This is a genomic window from Bifidobacterium sp. VU/mBH4 (B4) (assembly GCF_058199535.1).
Genome location: NZ_JBVPQJ010000001.1, coordinates 191,243 through 210,354, shown reverse-complemented (window position 1 = coordinate 210,354; position 19,112 = coordinate 191,243). Strand labels below are relative to the sequence as shown.

Here is a 19,112-nt window from a genome sequence, read left to right as displayed (position 1 = left end):
GACCTCCTGGTGACCTTGAGGGCTTACATACGGTCCGGAGCCTGGACGCCCAGCAGCCCCAGACCGTTGGCGATGACCTGCTGCACGGCGTCATTGAGCCGCAGACGCGCCGCCGCACGGGCCGGCTGCGGATTCCTGTCCTCATCCTGGTCCAGATCCGCCCGGCCGGTCGGCTCCATGGGCACCACGCGCTCCAGGTTGTACCAACGGTGATAGACCCCAGCCAGCTGCTCCAGGTAGTGGGCCACCCGGTGGGGGGCCTTCTGGTCGCCTGCAGTCTGGATCACATTGGGATAGAGGGCCAGGACGCCCAGAACATCGTTGTCAGCAGCAGTGTCCAGCAGGGACAGATCGGCTCCGGAACGGTCGATGCCCGCCTGGGACGCGTTCCGATCCACGTTTTTAGAGCGGGCGTGCGCGTACTGCACATAGTAAACAGGATTGTCGTTGGTGTGCGAGGCCAGCAGGTCCAGGTCGATGTCCACGCTCTGGTTGTAGTCGGTGCGGGCCAGGGAATACCGTGCGGCATCCACACCCACGGCATCCACCAGATCGTCGATGGTGACCACGTTGCCTGCCCGCTTGCTCATGCGCACGGCTTGGCCGTCCTTGATGACATTGACCAGCTGGCCGATCAGGATCTGCATGTTCACGCCGGGGGTGTCCCCGAAGGCCGCGCAGATGGCCATCATCCGGCCGATGTAGCCGTGATGGTCGGCGCCTAGCATGTAGATGGCCTCGTCGCAGGGATCCTTGGCCCTGCGTCGCTTGTTCAGATAGTAGGCGATGTCGGCCGCCACATAGGCTGCGTGCCCGTCGGACTTGATGATCACCCGGTCCTTGTCGTCGCCGTAGGTGGTGGAGCGGAACCAGGTAGCCCCGTCCTTCTCGAAGATGTCGCCCTTGGCCCGCAGCTCGTCAATGGCCCGGTCCACCTGGCCGGACTCATACAGGCTGTTCTCATGGAACCAGACATCGAAATTGACCCGGAAGTCACGCATGGACTGCTGGATCTCGGCGAACATCATGGGCACGGCCCGAGTGCGGAAGGCCTCGCGCTGGGGGCTGTCACCCTCGGCGCCGTCCTCGGCGCGCACCCTGGGCATGGCCAGGATGTCCTGCCCTTCGTCGGCGGCTTCCTTGACCACCCGGGAGGCGATCTCGTCAATATATGAGCCCTTGTAGCCGTCGGCAGGCACGGGCTCGCCATGGGCCGCCGCCACCAGCGAACGGGAGAAACGGTCGATCTGCGTGCCGTGATCGTTGAAGTAGTACTCCCTGACCACCTTGGCGCCGTTGGCCTCCAGGACGCGGGCCATGGAGTCGCCCACAGCCGCCCAGCGTGTACCGCCGATATGGATGGGACCCGTGGGATTGGCCGAGACGAATTCTAGATTCAGCGTGCGCCCGCTCAGGTGATCGTTGCTCCCATAGGCGGAGCCCGCCTCCAGGACCGCATCGACCACAGCGGCCGCCGAGGCCGAATCCAAGGTTATATTGATGAAGCCGGGACCGGCCACATCCACTTGGGCGATCCCGTCGTCCTCCCGCAGAGCCTCAGCCAAGGCCTGCCCCAGTTCCGCAGGCCTCATGCCGGCCTTCTTGGCCAGCTGCATGGCGATGTTAGTGGACCAATCCCCGTGGGAGCGGTCCTTGGGACGCATGACCGCCAGATGGTCGGCATCAGGAACCATGTCGGGCTCCAGACTCCCCAGGCGGCCTGACTGGGCCATCTTGACGGCGGTCGAAGAGATGATACGGGCAAGTGCTTCAGGACTCATGCCCTCAAGTCTAGCGACGGCGGCGACCAGCAGCCGGCCTGTCTCAGGCCAGAGCCACAACCTCGATCTCGACCAGGGCCCCCTTGGGGATGTCCGCGCCGCCGAAAGCCACACGGGCCGGCCGCACCGAGCCGATGAAAACCTGGGAATAGGCCTGGTCCACCTGGGTGAAATCCTCCACCCGCCGCATAAGAACGGTGGCCTTGACCACCTTCTCCATGCCGCTGCCGGCCGCATCCAGGATATTCTTGACGTTCTTCAGGGCCTGGGTGGCCTGGTCAGCCGCCGTGCCCTCCACCAAATCCCCGGTGTCCGGGTCGATGCCCAACTGTCCGGAGACAAAGACAAAGCCCCCGGCCTTCACAGCCTGACTGTAAGCCCCCAAGGCCTGGGGCGCATATGGCGTGCCGATCTCTTCAGGTCCGTCTTCCATGGATCCGTCCTTTCTTCAGGTCCGCCACACCCATGCCGGGCCGAAGCCCCGGGCGGACACCGTCCACTATAGGAGTGCCCGCCCGGTAAAAGCGGCATCAGTCTCAGCCCTTGCGAGCCTCCTGGCCCATCCAGTAGGCCAGGGAGCGCAGATCGCCGGCCTCGTAGGTCTTGACGAATTTCTCGACCTGGTCCGGATCCGAGCAGGTCTCCGGGAACCGCATATAGCGGGTGTCCAGAGGGCTGGCTCCTGTCAGCTTGACGTCGATGACCGAAGACCTGTCGGCCTTGCGAGCCTCGGAGAAGGCGTGGCGGGCATCGGCCACCGTGCGCACAGTGAAGCCCAGAGCGCCCATGCCCTCGCCGACCTTGGCCCAGTCGGTGTCGGGCAGATCCACTCCGCTCAGGGGCTGATGGCTGTCGTCGCGCTGCTCGGCCTCGATGTAGCCCAAGGACTGGTTGGAGAAGACCACGTTGATGACCGGAGCATGGTACTTGAGCTGGGCTAGCACCTCCTCGCCGAGCATAGCGAACCCGCCGTCGCCGCTTAGGGAGTAGACGGTCGATTCCGGATGCTCCAGCTTGGCAGCCAGGGCGGCCGGCACGGCGTAGCCCATGGTGGCATGCTTGCCGGAGACGGTCCAGCGGTTGGTGGGCTTCAGATGCAGCAGACGCAGGAAGTCAATATCCACATTGCCCACATCGGGGATGACGATGTCATTGTCCTCAAGCTGCTGATCGATGACGTGGTAGACAGGCTCGGGCCGCAGGGGCGTGCGAGTGTCCTCGTTAAAGGAGGCCACCCACTGGTCCCAGTTCTCCTTGCTGCGCAGGCAGGCCCTGTAGAAGACGGACTCCTCCTGGTCCTGGCCGGCGGCGGTTATGGCCTTGAGGGCCTCGCGGGCATCGGCTTGGATGGCCAGGACCACATTGGCCTGGAAGCGCTTGCCCAGCTTGACCGGGTTCAGGTCGATCTGGATGACCTTGGTGTTGGGAGTGACGAACATGGACCCGAAGGGGTTGTCCGAACCAACCCAGACCGTCAGATCCGAAGTGTAAATGGCCTCGGTGGCGGTCTTGGTGGCCACACGGCCGGCCGACTGCAGGTAGGCAGGATAGGTGTCCTCCACAATCCCCTTGGCCGGGAAGGTGGAGACCATGGGCATCTTGAAACGCTCGGACATGGCGACCAGCTCATCGCGGGCCCCGGCAGCGCCCTGGCCGAAGTAGAGCAGCGGGGCCTTGGCGGACTGGATGATCTCCACCGCCTTGCTGACCTGGTCGGCCGCAGGCTTCAGAGGCTCCGGCTTGCGGAAGTTAGGCGCAGAAGCCACCGGGCGGTCGTCGATCTCGGCCCAGGCCAGGTCTTTGGGGATGATGACCACGGAGACCCCGTGGCTGGCATAGGCGCGGCGGATGGCCTCGTCCACCAGGGCCGGCAGCCCTTGGGCGTTGGTGGCGGCCCGGGCGAATACGGCCACATCGGTAAAGATAGGCACCTCGTCCATGGCCTGGAAGAAGTCCATGTTCATAAAGGCCTGGGGCACCTCGCCCACCAGGGCCAGCACCGGCACGCCGTCCTCGCGGGCATCATAGAGGCCGTTGAGCAGGTGGACAGCCCCTGGGCCCGACGAGCCGAAGCAGACGCCAATCCGGCCGGTCAGCTTGGCCTCGCCGGCAGCAGCCAGGGCTCCGGCCTCCTCATGACGGACCTGGATGAAGTCGATGCGCTCGCGCTCGTTGTGGATGGCGTTCATCATGGAGTCGAAGGAACCGCCGGGCAGGCCATAGATGCGCGGCACCCCCCACTGCTCCAGGACGTGAAGGACAGCATCCCCTGCATTGATTCGATTGGCCATGTGAACTCCTTTGCTTCACCGGGGAAAGGAGGCTCCGCCACAACGCGGAAGCGTCGGTCCTCCCCGACGTTCGGTCTTACCCTTTCACTATGACACCTGAGAACGAGGACACGAGCGGGCCAAGGGCCATGTTCCTCAAAAGCTTAGTGATTCACCACACATATCGTGACGCATATCGTGCGCTTATTTCGTCCAGTAAATGCTCTGATCATAATCCCAGGCACGATGACAGAAAGGGAGTCGTATAAAGAAACCCCCGCGCTCTTCCTGGCCGCAGGGATTTCATCTTGGTGGGCTCGAAGGGATTCGAACCCTCGACCTTCTGTTCCGGAGACAGACGCTCTATCCGCTGAGCTACGAACCCGACAGCCACTTTCCAGTGGACAACAGAGACCATACTAGGACACTTTGCGCATTTTCGCACCCATGCGCGCCCTGACGTGTCGGTCCAGCCCCCGCCGTTCTCGGCGTGTTGCCCCAAGATTTCAGGCGTTTCATAGGTATCGTGATGGCATGGCTTCGTGTCACCGCCCCGGTTGCGCCATTGCATCCTCATGCGGTGGCGCGAAGCCGCCAACATTCCCGGATGATCTTCTCTCGGGATGATTCACACTCTAGTTCCTTCACCCGGCCATCACAAGCGACCTTCACATACCTGGACAACTCGGATGCGCTGTGGACAGCACACAGTGGCCGCAACCGGCCTACCGTACCATGGGATGCATGGCCATGAATGAGGACGAGGACGATTTCGAGTTTGAGCGCAGATTCTTCTGCCGGGACCTCCCCCGGGAGCTGCTCGGGGAGAGTCGGCCGACCCTGATTGTGCAGAGCTACTACGTGCATGAGGACAACTTCGCCCTGCGGGTTCGCCTTCAGGGGCAGGTGGACCCGATGGTGCCCATGACGGCCCGGACCGATGCCCTCCATACCCTGCTTGAGGAAGGCGACCACTTCGAGGCTGCCTCAATGACGGCCAAGGGGCCCTCCGTCGGCGGCACCCGCTACGAGGCCGAACGGGCCATCGACCCGGGCATCGCCCTGGAGCTGATCCTGCGCGGCGGCATTCCCATCGTCAAGAACCGGTATGGAGTCTGGCTGGACGAGGACTGGTGGAACCTGGATGTCTTCGGGGACGGCAACGCCCCCCTGGTGGTGGCCGAGGTGGAGCGGACCGGGCCGGTGACCGACCTGACCATCCCTGATTTTTGCGCCACGGAGATCACCGACGACCCGCGGTTCTCCAACGATGGGCTGGCCGGCCATCCCTTCGGCGACTGGGCTGCCGACTTTGACCGGGAGCTGAAAGCCAGCGGACCGCGCTTCCTCACCAACTTCGACGAGAACCGGGATTCCTGACCCAAAGTCGGCAACTGATCAGTACATCAGTGTGGACAGACGGCGACGGGCCTTGGCCAGCCGAGGATCGGTCGGCTCGGGAATGACGAAGTACTCCAGCAGACGGCGGCGGATGGGATCGGTCTGATCCCGGTGCCCGGCCAGAAAGTCCAGCAGACGATCGAAGGCATCCTGGATCTGGCCGCCGATCATGTCCACATCGGCCACATCCAACTGGGCCTGCAGGTCGTCAGGGGCGTCGGCGGCCGCCTGACGGACCCTGCGGACATCGGCCGTGGCTGAACGGGCCATCAGCAGGCACTTGGCCTGTTCCCGCTTGGCCAGATCGTCGGTCGCGTCAGCCTGGACCAGCTTGTCATAGGCTTCGGCCGCAGCTGCATAGTCGCCCTCCTGAGCCAGCCGGTGGGCCTCTTGATGGGCAGGAGGGATGGCATCAGCCGCTGCCTGGCCGGCCTGCTCCTCTTGCCCCTGGTCGTTGGTCTCCTGGTAGGGGGCGCTGCCGGTGATGCCGGCCTTCTGCGCCATTTGAACCACCTGTGGGATGAGCTGATCGGTGATCTGGTTCATCTCCTCATCGGTGGGCAGCCCCTGCAGGATTGGCATGGGTCGGCCTGCCAGCAGGGCAAAGAGGGCCGGAGCGCCCTGCACCTGGAAGGTCTGGGCGATCTGCGGATTGGACGCGATGTCGATGCGGGAGAGTTGAACGCGCCCCTCCTGGGCATTGACGGCCTGGGCCAGGCGGGTGGCCAGGGGAAAGAGACGGTCGTCGGTGGGCACCCAGAGCAGGATCAGAATGGGGAAGGTGGCTGAGGTCTGGACCATAGCCTGAAAGCTGGCCTCCGTCGTATCGATCACGTAGCCGCCGGCAGCGGGTGCGCCTCCCTGCTGGCCTGGCTGAGCATCGACCTGATGCTTGAGCGCGCCCAGGTCGACCGCTCCTGCCAACGAGACGCCCGGCTGCCCCTGCCCGTTCTTGTTCGCCATGTCAGTCCTCCTAAACCTCGCGGCCGCCGACTGCAGCTTCGGCCCGCCCTCGATTGCATACTCCTGGAAGCCAATCTAGTCCAAGGGTCGGGCGTTCACCCAGCGCAATCCCGCCCTTCAGACCGCTTCCACCTTGATGGGTTCACGCTCGGCGCCCACGGCCCTGATGGGTTCATGCGAGTCCGCCGAAGGTATGTACAGGGCGATCACGTTGACATAGGTGACCTTCATGGTGCTGGTGGGCTTGCCCTGTCCGAAGAGGGCCTTCTCGGCATCCGAGGCCGGCGAGGACTCGCGGCCCTCACCCGCCTGCCTGGTCCAGACCGAATCGATCCGGGCCACGACCAGATCGCCCCCATCAGAGGAGTGCATGACCCGCAGCTGCCCCTGTGCCGGGGTGAAGGTCTGCGACTGGTTGCCCTTGTTGGCTTCGATCCCCTGCTGGACCACCTGGGTCAGCGTGCCCAGGGAGGTGCGGAAGTCATCCTGGGCGAACTCCTTGGCATACTTGCTGCCCTGGGGATTCTGCAGGAGGTCGGCATAGCGGCGCACGGCCTCCACCGGCGTAGCCTTGAGCCCCTGATCGTCGCCCTGCCCCATCCTGGCGCCGATGGTGGCCACCGGGAACTTGGGCAGCTGGGCTCCCTGGAAGAGCCGGGCCACCCCCCAGAGCTTGTAGTTCACATGGGCGGACTCCTGGTCCAGCACCAAGAGGCGTTTGGACTGCTGATCCTGCGTGGTGGTGGTGATCGAAAAGACCGAGCGCGGCCAGCCAGGATCGCCGGGGATGACCGTCTGAGCGATGGTGGTAGGAATGGTTGTCTTCGGATCCAGCTGCCCGGTGGCCTGGGCAATGGTCAGTTCGCTGGTGCGGATCTCCAGCTGGGGTCCGGTGACCCGCTGGTCCAGCCCGGCCGGATCCTTGGCCTCGTTGGCCTGGTCCAGAACAGCCCCGATGCTCTTGCGTATGCGGGCCTCTTGGGCAGGGGTCAGATTGGGCTCAGGAGCCGTGGTTGCGGTGCTCTGAGGCTCGGTCCGGCGAGCTTGGGGAACCTGCCCCTCGCAGGCGGACAGCCCCGGCAGGAGGACCAGGGATAAGGCCAGTGCCGTTGCAGCCGCCACCCTGTTCATCGGCTTGTTCATACTCATCAGCGCTCCTCCTCCCCTTCGTGGGCAAGCCTGGCCAGGTAGGAGGCCATCTCCTGACTGCTGATGACCCTGGTGGACGACATATCGTCGGCTCCCCGATCGCCGCTGACGGTGCGGCCGTCACTATCTTCCTGTTGGTCGGCGACCATATTCCGATTGCGCGGGTCAATCACCACGGGCGGCCTGGGCGGGGGTCCTGGATCCCCCTGTCGCGCCTGGCCGCGGGCATGACGCCGACGCCGGCCCGAGGTCGAGTTGCGCCGTTGCCCCAGGCCAGGCAGAATGGCGCTTCCCAGGGCCTGGGCCACGCTGACTTCGGGAGTTTCCTCAGACTCCTGCTCGGGCTCGTTCTGCTTGCGGCGCTTGGCCGGATCCATGGCGAAGACCGTGGCCGAAAGAACGGCCAGCAGGGCCAGCAACCCACCGGCAAAGTAGAAGGGCATGGCAAAGTTAGGCAGCTTGTCCCGCTGCCAAAGCATCTCCAGCCCCAGGGAAGGGGAGCCCTGGGGGACCGCCACCAGCAGGACGGCCTGAGGGTCGTCGGTCTTCAGGGACATCGACACGCTGCTGTCAGAACAGGTGACCTGTTTCCACATATCCGAATCCTGAAAGGCCACGCCCTGATCACGTTTGACGGCCTTGCCGGGGCTGGTGTCACTGCCAACGGACAGGGTCTGCCAATCATCCAGGCCACGCACCCGGGCCACATCATGCCCGGCCGTCCAGCCGGCTGCATCTTTGGCCGTGGTCAGGGCCATGCAGATGGTCGGCTTCTGCGACTTGTGCGCTGTGGACCCGGAGGCCCCGGCAGAGGCCGCATCCACACGCATGGTCACCCTGCTGTCCACCAGGGGAAGCACACCTGGATCGGTCACCACATAGGCTGCCTTCGTGCGCCCATGCGCATCCACGTGAGCCGAAGGCTTCCAGACCGTGGCGTTCATGATGCCCAGCACAATGGCCGCCACAGCCAGCAGTCCGAAGATGGGGGTGACGATGCCGCGCATGATCATGCTGTGACGCGAAGGCTTGTCAGGCCGCGTCATCTCATCTTGTTCTTCGGGTACTTGCTCCATATTATCGACATTCTACCGTCGGCTCCCTATGATCTGGTTTCCGGCACTGGGAAATCACCCATAAGCCCTAAACTGGGCTTCTATGACCATCATCGCAAGAAAATCAGGCAGCAAGCGTCTGCTGGGCGCCATGACCGCTCTGGCCCTATGTCTTGGACTGTCGGCCTGCGGCGGGAAATCTGACGGGGGCGGCCACTCGGGCGACACCATGCAGGGCGTATCAGCCAGCGGCAAACTTGGCAGCAAGCCCGACATCAGCTTCAAGACTCCCTTCAAGGTCGAGAACCAGACCCATCAGGTCATCCAGAAGGGCGATGGCGAGGTCATCCGCGACGGGGATCGCGTATGCACAAGGAGCCTGGCCCTGGATGCCAAGACCGGCAAGGTGATCAACTCGACCTGGGACCAGAGCAGCCCGGAGTGCTCCATCGTCATCAGCAAGAAATCCATCCCGGCATACTATGACACCTTCAAGGGCCTCAAGGTCAACTCGACCGTTGCCGTAGGCATCGATGAGTCAGGTTCCGGCAGCAGCAAGGCGACCGAGTCCTATATTATGGCCCTGACCTTCGTCTCCCGGTCCAAAAACCTGACCCGCGCCCAGGGTCAGAAGGTGACCGACCTGCCCAGCGACCTGCCGAAAATCAGTTTGGACGACAAGGGCAAGCCCTCCCTGGACCTCAACGGGTACCAGCCCAAGGGAGGACTGGTCGTCCAGCCCCTGATCAAGGGCAAGGGGGCCAAGGTCGGCCAGCATCAGAGCGTCAGCGCCAACTACACCGGCTGGCTGGCCTCCGACGGCAAGCAGTTCGACTCCTCCTGGGACCGGGGGCAGGCCAGCGACTTCAGCCTGGACCAGGTGGTCAAGGGCTGGCAGCAGGGTCTGGCCGGCCAGACGGTGGGCTCTCAGGTTCTTCTGGTAGTTCCGCCTGATCTGGGCTATGGCAGCCAGCAACAGCAGAAGATCCCTGCCAATTCGACCCTGATTTTCGTGGTCGACATCCTGGCCGCCTACTGACCAGCCAATCCACCAGCTCAGGCAAATAGGGGCCGTACCCATCCAGTCGCATTCGGATGGGTACGGCCCCTGTCACAAGCCAGACGGCCGGTTCAGGCCTTGCCGCCCTCGACTACGATCTCGTCGGGGTTGGCTGCGCTGCCGTAGACCGGCTCCAGGGTCTTGCGGTAGTCCTCATGGAAGAACTGCTCCTGGCCCAGCTTGTCCAGCTCTTTGTTGATGTAGTCCAGCAGGGGCTTGTTCCCCTTGCGCACAGCCGGGGCGATGACCGCCTCGTCCCCCAGCTTGGTGATGCCCACCGAGAAGCCCTTGTTGGCCTTGGCCCAGGCCAGCACCTCGGTGTTGTCGGTGCTCATGGCGTCTCCGCGGTGGTCCAGCAGGGCGTTGTAGGCATCCGCGTACTGGTCGTACTTCTGCAGCTTGACCTTAGGATAGTGCTGCTCGAAGTAAGGCTCGGCCGTTGTCCCCTTGGCGATGATCAGAGTCTTGCCCTCCAGCTCCTTCACATCTTTGATCAGCGCCGAATCCGGGGAGACCACGCCCAGGAAAACCTTCATATAGGGCTTGGCGAAGTCCACCTTGCGGGCGCGATCATCGGTAACGGTGAAGTTGGCCAGGGTCACGTCCACCTTATTGCTGGACAGCACATCCACACGGGCGGCCGGATCCACCGAGGTGTACTCGGGCTTGACGCCCAGATCCTTGGCCAGACGCTCGGCAAAAACGATGTCGTAACCCTGGTTCTTGCCATCCTTGTCCACGTAGCCGAAGGGGGCCTTGTCGGTGAAGACGGCCACTCTGAGCTTGCCGGACTTGGTGATCTGCTCCGGGGTTCGTGCAGACCCGGATGCTGCCGAGGAGCCGGAATTGCCCCCCGAGGCGCTTCCGGCATCACTGGGGGTGGCCGCCGAAGGACCGCAGGCTGCCATGGAAGCCATCATCGCGATCGTCGCCCCCGTGGCCAGCGCCGCCCGTATCAATCGGTTCATTACCCTTGCGGTCATGATCCCTCTTTTCCTCTTATCTTTCTTATGGCCGCCCCAGTGGGCGGTTCCGGCGATTGCCGCCGGACGAATATGCGCAGTCCCATCAGGACTTCTGATCCTGGTCCTGTTCCCGCCTGCGCTCATAGGTGAAGGTGGACAGGAAGCGTTGCGCCCGGTCAGTGGCCGGGTGGGTGAAGAAGGCCTCGGGGTCGTCGGACTGCTCGACCAAGACGCCCCCGTCCAAGAGGACGATGTGGTCGGCGATGCCCCTGGCGAAGGCCATCTCGTGGGTGACGATCATCATGGTCAGCCCCTGGTCGGCCAGCTCCAGAATGACCTGGAGGACCTCGCGGACCATCTCAGGATCCAGAGCCGCGGTCACCTCATCGAAGAGCATGATCTCGGGATGGAGGATGAGCGCCCGGCAGATGGCCACCCGTTGCCGCTGGCCTCCCGAGAGCTGGCTGGGCCAGGCATCCCGGCGGTCGGCCAGACCGACCCGATCCAGCAGCTCCAGAGCCTCCTGCCGCGCCTGGTCCCGCTTGCGCTTCTGCACTAGGACGGGCGCCAGGGTCACGTTGTCCAGCACAGTTCTGTTGGGGAAGAGGTCGTAGCTCTGGAAGACCATGCCGATCCTGGTGCGCAGGTCGGAGCTGCGGCTGCCTGACATCAGGCCGCCAGGACCTCCGCCGTGCTTGCCCCGAGGATGACCGGTCTCCACCACCTGGCCATCCAGAAGAATCCGGCCACCCTGTATGGGCTCCAGCCCGGCTATGGTCCGCAGCAGGGTGGATTTGCCTGAGCCCGAGGGGCCCAGGACCACAAAGACCTTGCCCTTGGGCACCTGGAAGGAGATGTCATTGAGCACAGGGCTCTGTGCCTGCGGATACTGCTTGACCAGGTGCTCTACGGTCAGCACCGCCCGCTCCTCCTGTTCGTCCTGTGGCTGGTTCGCCGTCGTTTGCCCCTCAGTCATGGGCCCACCTCTTTTCCAGATGCCGGGCCACCAAGGACAGGGGCCAGCAGATGAAGAAATACATGAAGAAGATCACTCCGTAGATCCAAAGGGTCGCCTGAGGATAGGCGAAACGGTTGGCATCGATGATCTGCTGGCCGACCTTGATGACCTCGATGACGCCCAGCAGGGCGGCCAGGGAGGTGGTCTTGACGATCCTAGTGGCCAGGTTGACGCTGGCCGGCAACAGTCGGCGCAGGGCCTGCGGAAGGATGATCCTGGAGAAGGTCTGCCAGGAGCTCAGCCCCAGCACGTAGGCCGACTCCACCTGGGTGCGGGGGATGGACTCCAGGGCCCCGCGGACCAGGTCACCCAGCTCGGCCCCGCCCCAGAGCACAAAGACCAGCAGGCAGGCGCCGGTGGCATCCAGATTCAGGTTCCATGCCCTGGACAGCCCGTAGAAGGCGATGAAGAGCAGGGCCAGCTGGGGCATGATGCGGATGAAGTCCAGATAGACCCTCATCAGGAAACGAATCAGACGGTTGCGCAGGGTCATCAGCCATCCGACCACCAAGCCCAAGGGCAGGGAGAGCAGAACCGAGACGCCGGCTATCCAGACGGTCACCAAGAGCCCCTGGAAGAGCCTGGGCATGACCCCTGGCTGGAAGAGCACCTCAACGCCGTGCATAGTCGAACCTCCGCTCAAGAATGGTTCCGATGACGGAGATGGGCAGCAGGATGACCAGGTAGGTGACGATGAGCAGGGTCAGCGACTCGTAGGTGTCGTAGGAGGTGCCCATCAGATCCTTGGTGACATACATGACATCGGCCAGAGCGATGGCCGAGACCACCGAGGACTCCTTGATCAGGAAGATGATGTTGGCTACCACGCCCGGTATGGCGCTGCTCAGGGCTTGGGGCAGCACGATCCTGGACAGAGTCTGCCCGCGCGTGAATCCCAGGACGCGGGCCGACTCGATCTGTACCTGGGGCACCGCCTCCAGTCCGCCGCGCATGGCCTCGGCCATGTAGGAGCCGCCCAGGAAGGCCAGCCCGACGATGGCGCAGGTCTGGGCGCTCCAGTTGACCCCAAGCTTGGGCAACCCGAAATAAAGGAAGTAGAGCTGAACCAGGAGCGGGGTGTTTCTTGACAGCTCGATGTATACCCTGGCCACCTGCGAGAGCAGGGGGATCCTGAAGGCCTCCAACCCGGCGCAGACCACCCCGATCAGCATGGAAAACACCACGCCAAAGAAGGAGATGAAGACCGTCACATAGGCAGCATTGACGAAAAAGTGCAGATTCTGCGCCATGAAAGTCCAATTCATGCCCTCACCTCCCTACTTGCTCTGGTCCTGTTCATCGTCTCCTCTTCACCGCTTCCCGCCCGCTTCCCGCCCGCTTCCCGCCGACTGCGGCATACTGTCGACAATCCTAGAGAACGCGAGCCACTTTTCTTTGTTTTTCGATATACGAATACCGGATACCGCGTTATCATCCGCTCTCACAGCGACCCGGGCAGCGATTCACCATGATGCTGAAGCCATCCAGCAACCGGACAGTGCGGGCGAGATGGCCCTAGCCGACCAAACTGACCGACACCTGCAGATCCTGCCTACCTGGCATCTGTGTTTTTGATCATCCCTACTGCTCACCAAGCTAACAAAAAAGCCCGGTCCACATATCCGTGAACCGGGCTCCGAGTGCTGTGATCAGGCAAAGACCTTGGCGCTCTGTGCTGCCTTCCTGATCAGATCGGGGCGATACCCGCTCCACGTCTCCTGGTCAGTGACTACGATGGGGGTCTGCTTGAATCCCTGGGCGATGAACTGGTCGATCAAGGTCTGATCCTCGGTCAAATCCACCTGCTCGAATTTCAGCCCCTGCTTGGTCAACTGACGCTTGGTGGCATCACACTGGGGACAGTGCGCCTTGGTGTAGACCGTGATGGACATGATCGCCTCTCCCTTACATGTTGCCGTGATGCTCCAAGCTCTATAGCTCTCTGCTTGGAACCTAATGATTGCACTCTACACACTCCAAGGCTCAAGCACAATACCACCTGTAGTGGCGTGTCAGGCCAAAAACCCCAATATCTAGTAGCTTTTCAGGTCTTGTAGGCTCTGGTGGAAATATATGTGAGCTGCCTGACATACCGAATGCAGAGGACTGAACAATGCCTTAGAAGAGGGTCAGTTCGTCACTGTCGGCGCCCTTCATGGCCTCGTAGTCCAGAATCAGGCATTCAAATCCCCTGTCCTCGGCAAGGACCCTGGCCTGGGGGGTGATGGTCTGTGCCGCAAAGATCCCGCGGACAGGGGCCAGCAGGGGGTCGCGGTTGAGCAGGCGGCAGTAGCGGGTCAGCTGTTCCACCCCGTCAATGCCGCCATGCCGCTTGATCTCGATGGCCACATGCCGTCCCTGGCCGTCGACGGCCATGATGTCCACTGGGCCGATGGGCGTCGGATACTCCCGGCGCACCAAGGTGGCCCCCGGGCCGATGCGGTCGATCTGTTCAGCCAGATAACGCTGCAGATGTGCTTCCACGCCGTCCTTGACCAATCCCGGATCCGTCCCCAGGTCGTAGCTGTCGTCGGCATAGACCTGGTAGAGCCTGATGGTGAGCACATCGCTGGATTTCACGGCTGAAACACGCAGAACCTTATGGACGGGCCGAGTCTGGTCCTGATCCTGCTCCTGAGCGATCAGCGCATCTGGCGCAGCAGCTTCGGCTACCTCATCCGGCCCAGTCCCGGCCACGGAATCAGCCTTGGCGCCTGCGCCGTCTTTGCTCGTTTCCTCGGGTTCGATCTCCCTGATGGTGCAGGGGGCGCACATCCAGTTCAGGGGCTTGTAGGAGCCCAGCTCCGAAAAGATCAGACAGCTCATGTCGGCCTTGATCAGCAGGACACGCCTGGCCGGCGGCAGGCTGGCGTTGAGACGCCCGGAGTATTCGGCTGAGCAGTCGGCAACAATGATTCGCACAGATGCCAATATATCAGCCGCTGTCCCGGGTGAGGAAGAAAAAAGCCCGGCCGATGCAAGAGCACCAGCCGGGCGGAAGAGGAAGGGAATCAGGACTGCTGTCCCTGACCAGCGTCCTCCAGGTAGTGATCCACGGCCACAGTCAGCTTGTTGCTGTCGAAGGAGGCGAATCCGCTGTCCACATGGAAGGACTGACGACCGCCATCGGTGGCCTGAACCCGGATGTTGCCCTCCTGCAGCAGGGCCAGCACCGGCTCGTGGTCGGGCATGATGCCCATGGACCCCTGGGTGCCGGGCACGGTGACCGACCGCGCCTGACCCGACCAGATGGGCCTGTCCGCCGAGACGATGTTGACCTGCATGGAGGCCTTGCCCGTGTCCGCCATGACTACCGGTATTCCTTCTGCATATCGTGCCACTTATGCTCAAGGTCGTCGATGCCGCCGATGCCGGAGAAAGCCTGCTCGGGCACGTCGTCATAGGCGCCGTCGCAGATGCGGGTGAAGGCCTCGATGGTCTCGTCCGCAGGCACGTAGGAACCCTTGCGACCGGTGAACTTCTCGGCCACGTAGAAGTTCTGGCCCAGGAACTGCTCGATCTTGCGGGCACGGTTGACGGTGGTCTTGTCCTCCTCGCCCAGCTCGTCGATGCCGATCAGGGCGATGATGTCCTGGAGCTCCTTGTTCCTCTGCAGGATGGCCTTGACCCGGTTGGCGCAGTCGTAGTGGGCCTGCCCCACGTAGCGCGGATCCAGAATCCTGGAGGTGGATGCCAGCGGGTCCACAGCCGGATAGATGCCCTGGGAGGCGATGTCACGGCTGAGCTCGGTGGTGGCGTCCAGGTGGGCGAAAGTGGTGGCCGGGGCCGGGTCGGTGTAATCGTCGGCCGGCACGTAGATGGCCTGCAGGGAGGTGATGGAGTGGCCTCTGGTGGAGGTGATCCTCTCCTGCAGGGCGCCCATCTCGTCGGCCAGGTTGGGCTGGTAGCCCACAGCCGAAGGCATGCGGCCCAGCAGGGTGGAGACCTCGGATCCGGCCTGCGTGAACCGGAAGATGTTGTCGATGAAGAGCAACACATCCTGGTTCTCCACGTCGCGGAAGTACTCCGACATGGTCAGGGCGGTCAGAGGCACGCGCAGACGGGTCCCCGGGGGCTCGTCCATCTGGCCGAAGACCAGTGCGGTCTTCTCCAGGACGCCAGCATCGTCCATCTCGCCGATCAGATCGTTGCCCTCACGGGTACGCTCGCCCACGCCAGCGAAGACGGAGACGCCGCCGTGGTTCTGTGCCACACGCTGGATCATCTCCTGGATGAGCACGGTCTTGCCCACGCCTGCACCGCCGAACAGGCCGATCTTGCCGCCTTCCACGTAGGGGGTCAGCAGGTCGATGACCTTGATGCCGGTCTCAAACATCTGGGTCTTGGACTCCAGCTGATCGAAGGCGGGCGGGTTGCGGTGGATGGGCCACCGCTCGGTGACCTTGATCTGCTCACCCTCCTTCTTGTTGAGGATGTTGCCGGCCACGTCGAAAACGTGTCCCTTGGTCACGTCGCCCACGGGCACCATGATGGGCCCGCCCGTATCGGTGACGGTAGCACCGCGGACCAAGCCGTCTGTAGGCTTCAGGGCCACGGTGCGGACCGTGGAATCGCCCAGGTGCTGCTCCACCTCCAGCATGATGGTGGTCAACGACTCGCCCTCGGTGTTCGAGGACTGGCTCAGGTCCACGGTCAGGGCATTGTAGATGTCCGGCAGATGGCCTGCCGGGAACTCCACATCGATGACCGAACCCTGGACTCGGGTGACACGCCCCTTGGAGGCCGAATCCGGCTTGCGGCTCGCTGTGGTCGGCTGTTCTTGCTGTGCAACCATTGGCGTTCCTACTCTTCCTCTTTGTTGAGCGCATCGGCGCTGCCGACGATCTCGGTAAGTTCCTGCGTGATGGCCGCCTGACGGCTGGCGTTGAGCCGGCGGGTCAGGTCGTCGATCAGTCCCTTGGCATTATCAGTGGCGGTGTGCATGGCGTTCTGCCTGCTGGCGGTCTCCGAGGCGGCCGAGGTGAGCAGGCATTCATGGATGCGCGACTGAATGTACTTGGGCAGAACGGCATCCAAGACCTCCTGAGAGCTGGGCTCAAAGTCGTAGAGGGCCGCATAGCGGTCGCTCTGGCGTCCATGCCCGTCGTCCGGCACGGGGGCATCGATGGCCTCCTCAGGCTGCTCCTGGTCAGGCCTGATCAGCTCCAGGGGCAGCATGCGCAGCACCCGAACCTTCTGCACCACCATGTTGATGAATTCGGTGAAGACGATGTAGAGCTCGGAGACGCCCCCCTTGGCCGCTGGAGTCATATAGGTATCCAGCAGTGCCTGGGAGATCTCCCTGGCCACATCCACACCGGGCCGATCGCTGTGACCCTCCCAGGTCTTGACGATGCTGCGGTTGCGGTAACGATAGTAGGAGACACCGCGGCGACCGTAGACGAAGAGCTGGGGCTGTCGGCCCTGCTCGTCCAGGCGGGCCAGCAGAGACTCCGTCTCGCGGATGACCGAGGAGGTATAAGCCCCGGCCATGCCGCGGTCGGCCGTCAGCGCCAGCACAGCCACGCGCGGGTTCTTCTCGTCCTTCCTGACAATGGGGTGGCGGATATCATCCGTGTGGGCCACCAGTGCCTGGACTGCATCGAAGATCGCATCGGAGTAAGGCTTCGCTTCCAGGGCCACGGTCCTGGCCTTGGCGATATGCGAGGAGGCTATCATCTCCTGGGCATTGAAGATTTTCTCCAACGCCGAGGTGGAGGCGATCCTTGACTTGAATGCGAGTTGTGAGGCCATGGTCTACCGCTTCCCGGCCTTGCTGCCGCTCTTGCCGTCGGCCACCAGCTTCTCCTGCTGGACGGCCACAGGCTGCTCCTGCTCCTGGTCGGCCTTGTGGCCGTCCAGGGTCTGGCCCTTGTGGGTCACGAAGGTCTTGGCGAACTCGTCCACGGCCTGGTCAAGAGCCTTTTCGGTATCGTCGGTAAAGTCCTCCGTATCGCGGATGGTCTTGAGAATGTCCGTGTTGTGATCCAGGTAGTCCAGAAGGCCGGACTCGAAGGGCAGCACGTCCTCCAGGTCCAAGTCATCCAGCTTGCCATGGGTGCCCACCCAGACGGAAACGACCTGCTTCTCCATGGAGTAGGGGGTGAACTGGGGCTGCTTGAGCAGCTCGGTCAGCCTGGCACCACGGGTCAGCTGGGCCTTGGAGGCCGCATCCAGATCCGAGGCGAACATGGCGAAGGACTGCAGAGAACGATACTGGGCCAAGGAGATCTTCAGGGTCGAGGAGACCTTCTTCAGAGCCTTGGTCTGTGCGGCGCCGCCCACGCGGGAGACGGAGATGCCCACGTCCACGGCGGGACGCTGGTTGGCATTGAACAGATCGGACTGCAGGAAGATCTGACCGTCGGTGATGGAGATCACGTTGGTCGGAATGTAGGCCGAAACATCGTTGGCCTTGGTCTCGATGATGGGCAGACCGGTCATGGATCCGCCGCCCAGGTCATCGGAGAGCTTGGCGCAGCGCTCCAGCAGACGCGAATGCAGGTAGAAAACGTCGCCAGGATAGGCCTCGCGCCCCGGCGGACGACGCAGCAGCAGGGAGATGGACCGGTAGGCCTCGGCCTGCTTGCTCAGGTCGTCGAAGACGATCAGGACGTGCTTGCCGCCGTACATCCAGTGCTGGCCGATGGCCGAACCGGTGTAGGGGGCTATGTACTTGAAGCCTGCGGAGTCGGAAGCCGGGGAGGCCACGATGGTGGTGTACTCCATGGCGCCGGCCTCTTCCAGAGAGGAACGGACCGAGGCGATGGTGGTGCCCTTCTGGCCGATGGCCACGTAAATGCACCGCACCTGCTTCTTGGGGTCTCCAGACTCCCAGTTGCGCTTCTGGTTGATGATGGTGTCGATGGCGATGGCCGTCTTGCCGGTCTGCCGGTCGCCGATGATCAGCTGACGCTGACCGCGGCCGATGGGAGTCATGGCGTCGATGGCCTTGATGCCAGTGGCCAAGGGCTCGTCGACGGGATGCCGGTGCATGACATCGGGAGCCTGCGCCTCCAGGATTCTGCGGCCCTCGCTCTTGATTTCACCCAAACCGTCGATGGGCTCGCCCAGAGGGTTGACTGTACGCCCCAGATAACCGTCGCCGACGGGCACCGAAAGCACCTCGCCGGTCCTGTGGACTTCCTGGCCCTCTTCGACACCTGCGAAGTCGCCCAGGATGACCACGCCGATCTCTCGGGCGTCCAGGTTGAAAGCCAGACCCAGCGTGCCGTCCTCGAAGGTCAGCAGCTCGTTGGCCATGCAACCAGGCAGTCCCTCCACATGCGCAATGCCGTCACCGGCCGTGCGGACATAGCCCACCTCCTGGGTGGGGGTGTCCGTCGGCTTGTAGGACTCGACGAACTGGTCGAGCGCCTTGCGCACCACGGCGGGATCAATGGTCATTTCTGCCATGATCACTCCTTATTTCTGTTCTTGTTCAAGTCTG

The 19,112-nt window shown here is 63.1% G+C and carries 18 protein-coding genes and 1 tRNA gene; 2 read left to right on the top strand and 17 right to left on the bottom strand.

Annotation, left to right across the window (positions count from 1 at the left end; translation table 11 throughout):
- Positions 1–23 precede the first annotated feature (23 nt).
- The 4 genes from argS to AC0AII_RS00860 form a co-directional block, all read right to left on the bottom strand.
- The gene (argS, locus tag AC0AII_RS00875; RefSeq protein WP_490445774.1) at positions 24–1,781 is read right to left on the bottom strand and encodes an arginine--tRNA ligase; all 1,758 of its coding nucleotides are present in this window, start codon (positions 1,779–1,781) and stop codon (positions 24–26) included.
- A 43-nt stretch (positions 1,782–1,824) separates the two neighbouring features.
- Entirely contained in the window at positions 1,825–2,214 is a 390-nt protein-coding gene (locus AC0AII_RS00870) for a Rid family detoxifying hydrolase (protein ID WP_024626863.1), read from the bottom strand.
- Positions 2,215–2,317: 103 nt separating this feature from the next.
- Positions 2,318–4,072 carry a pyruvate oxidase gene (gene spxB / locus AC0AII_RS00865; RefSeq protein ID WP_144084985.1) on the bottom strand — a complete coding sequence of 585 codons (1,755 nt, stop codon included), beginning with the start codon at positions 4,070–4,072 and terminating at the stop codon, positions 2,318–2,320.
- Between the two features lie 288 nt (positions 4,073–4,360).
- Positions 4,361–4,436: transfer RNA gene (locus AC0AII_RS00860), tRNA-Arg, on the bottom strand.
- Between the two features lie 365 nt (positions 4,437–4,801).
- On the opposite strand from AC0AII_RS00860, the gene AC0AII_RS00855 reads away from it, so the two are divergent.
- Entirely contained in the window at positions 4,802–5,431 is a 630-nt protein-coding gene (locus AC0AII_RS00855; protein ID WP_463316253.1) for a CYTH domain-containing protein, read from the top strand.
- A gap of 18 nt (positions 5,432–5,449) precedes the next feature.
- Here AC0AII_RS00855 and AC0AII_RS00850 read toward each other — a convergent pair whose 3' ends face one another.
- From AC0AII_RS00850 to AC0AII_RS00840, 3 genes are all read right to left on the bottom strand, one after another.
- Positions 5,450–6,415, bottom strand: a complete 966-nt coding sequence (locus tag AC0AII_RS00850) for a tetratricopeptide repeat protein (protein ID WP_490445773.1) — start codon at positions 6,413–6,415, stop codon at positions 5,450–5,452.
- A 117-nt stretch (positions 6,416–6,532) separates the two neighbouring features.
- Entirely contained in the window at positions 6,533–7,564 is a 1,032-nt protein-coding gene (locus AC0AII_RS00845; protein ID WP_490445772.1) for a DUF8094 domain-containing protein, read from the bottom strand.
- Positions 7,564–8,640, bottom strand: coding sequence for a hypothetical protein (locus tag AC0AII_RS00840; RefSeq protein WP_490445771.1), 1,077 nt, complete (start codon positions 8,638–8,640; stop codon positions 7,564–7,566). The genes AC0AII_RS00845 and AC0AII_RS00840 overlap by 1 nt, the downstream gene beginning before the upstream one ends.
- A gap of 82 nt (positions 8,641–8,722) precedes the next feature.
- Here AC0AII_RS00840 and AC0AII_RS00835 point away from each other — a divergent pair, with 82 nt between their 5' ends.
- Positions 8,723–9,658: an FKBP-type peptidyl-prolyl cis-trans isomerase gene (locus AC0AII_RS00835; protein WP_490445770.1), complete on the top strand. Its 936-nt coding sequence runs from the start codon at positions 8,723–8,725 to the stop codon at positions 9,656–9,658.
- 92 nt (positions 9,659–9,750) lie between these two features.
- On the opposite strand, the gene AC0AII_RS00830 is transcribed toward AC0AII_RS00835, so the two are convergent.
- From AC0AII_RS00830 to atpA, 10 genes are all read right to left on the bottom strand, one after another.
- Positions 9,751–10,662, bottom strand: a complete 912-nt coding sequence (locus tag AC0AII_RS00830) for a cysteine ABC transporter substrate-binding protein (protein WP_490445769.1) — start codon at positions 10,660–10,662, stop codon at positions 9,751–9,753.
- Positions 10,663–10,747: 85 nt separating this feature from the next.
- Positions 10,748–11,620, bottom strand: coding sequence for an amino acid ABC transporter ATP-binding protein (locus tag AC0AII_RS00825; RefSeq protein ID WP_490445768.1), 873 nt, complete (start codon positions 11,618–11,620; stop codon positions 10,748–10,750).
- Positions 11,613–12,287, bottom strand: a complete 675-nt coding sequence (locus tag AC0AII_RS00820) for an amino acid ABC transporter permease (RefSeq protein WP_490445767.1) — start codon at positions 12,285–12,287, stop codon at positions 11,613–11,615. Before AC0AII_RS00820 ends, AC0AII_RS00825 begins: the two co-directional genes overlap by 8 nt.
- A complete protein-coding gene (locus tag AC0AII_RS00815; RefSeq protein WP_144084979.1) occupies positions 12,274–12,927 on the bottom strand; it encodes an amino acid ABC transporter permease in 654 nt (217 codons plus the stop codon). The genes AC0AII_RS00820 and AC0AII_RS00815 overlap by 14 nt, the downstream gene beginning before the upstream one ends.
- 384 nt (positions 12,928–13,311) lie before the next feature.
- Complete coding sequence (gene nrdH / locus AC0AII_RS00810) at positions 13,312–13,554, bottom strand: glutaredoxin-like protein NrdH (RefSeq protein WP_490445766.1); 243 nt, start codon at positions 13,552–13,554, stop codon at positions 13,312–13,314.
- Between the two features lie 226 nt (positions 13,555–13,780).
- Positions 13,781–14,584 carry an endonuclease NucS gene (nucS, locus tag AC0AII_RS00805; RefSeq protein ID WP_490445765.1) on the bottom strand — a complete coding sequence of 268 codons (804 nt, stop codon included), beginning with the start codon at positions 14,582–14,584 and terminating at the stop codon, positions 13,781–13,783.
- Positions 14,585–14,673: 89 nt separating this feature from the next.
- Positions 14,674–14,970, bottom strand: a complete 297-nt coding sequence (locus AC0AII_RS00800) for a F0F1 ATP synthase subunit epsilon (protein WP_144084977.1) — start codon at positions 14,968–14,970, stop codon at positions 14,674–14,676.
- A 2-nt stretch (positions 14,971–14,972) separates the two neighbouring features.
- Positions 14,973–16,457, bottom strand: coding sequence for a F0F1 ATP synthase subunit beta (atpD, locus tag AC0AII_RS00795; protein WP_101432899.1), 1,485 nt, complete (start codon positions 16,455–16,457; stop codon positions 14,973–14,975).
- An 8-nt stretch (positions 16,458–16,465) separates the two neighbouring features.
- Positions 16,466–17,416 (bottom strand): F0F1 ATP synthase subunit gamma, encoded by a 951-nt coding sequence (locus AC0AII_RS00790; protein WP_463427639.1) that lies wholly within the window; start codon positions 17,414–17,416, stop codon positions 16,466–16,468.
- Positions 17,417–17,419: 3 nt separating this feature from the next.
- Positions 17,420–19,078 carry a F0F1 ATP synthase subunit alpha gene (gene atpA, locus AC0AII_RS00785; RefSeq protein ID WP_313838420.1) on the bottom strand — a complete coding sequence of 553 codons (1,659 nt, stop codon included), beginning with the start codon at positions 19,076–19,078 and terminating at the stop codon, positions 17,420–17,422.
- Between the last annotated feature and the right edge of the window lie 34 nt (positions 19,079–19,112).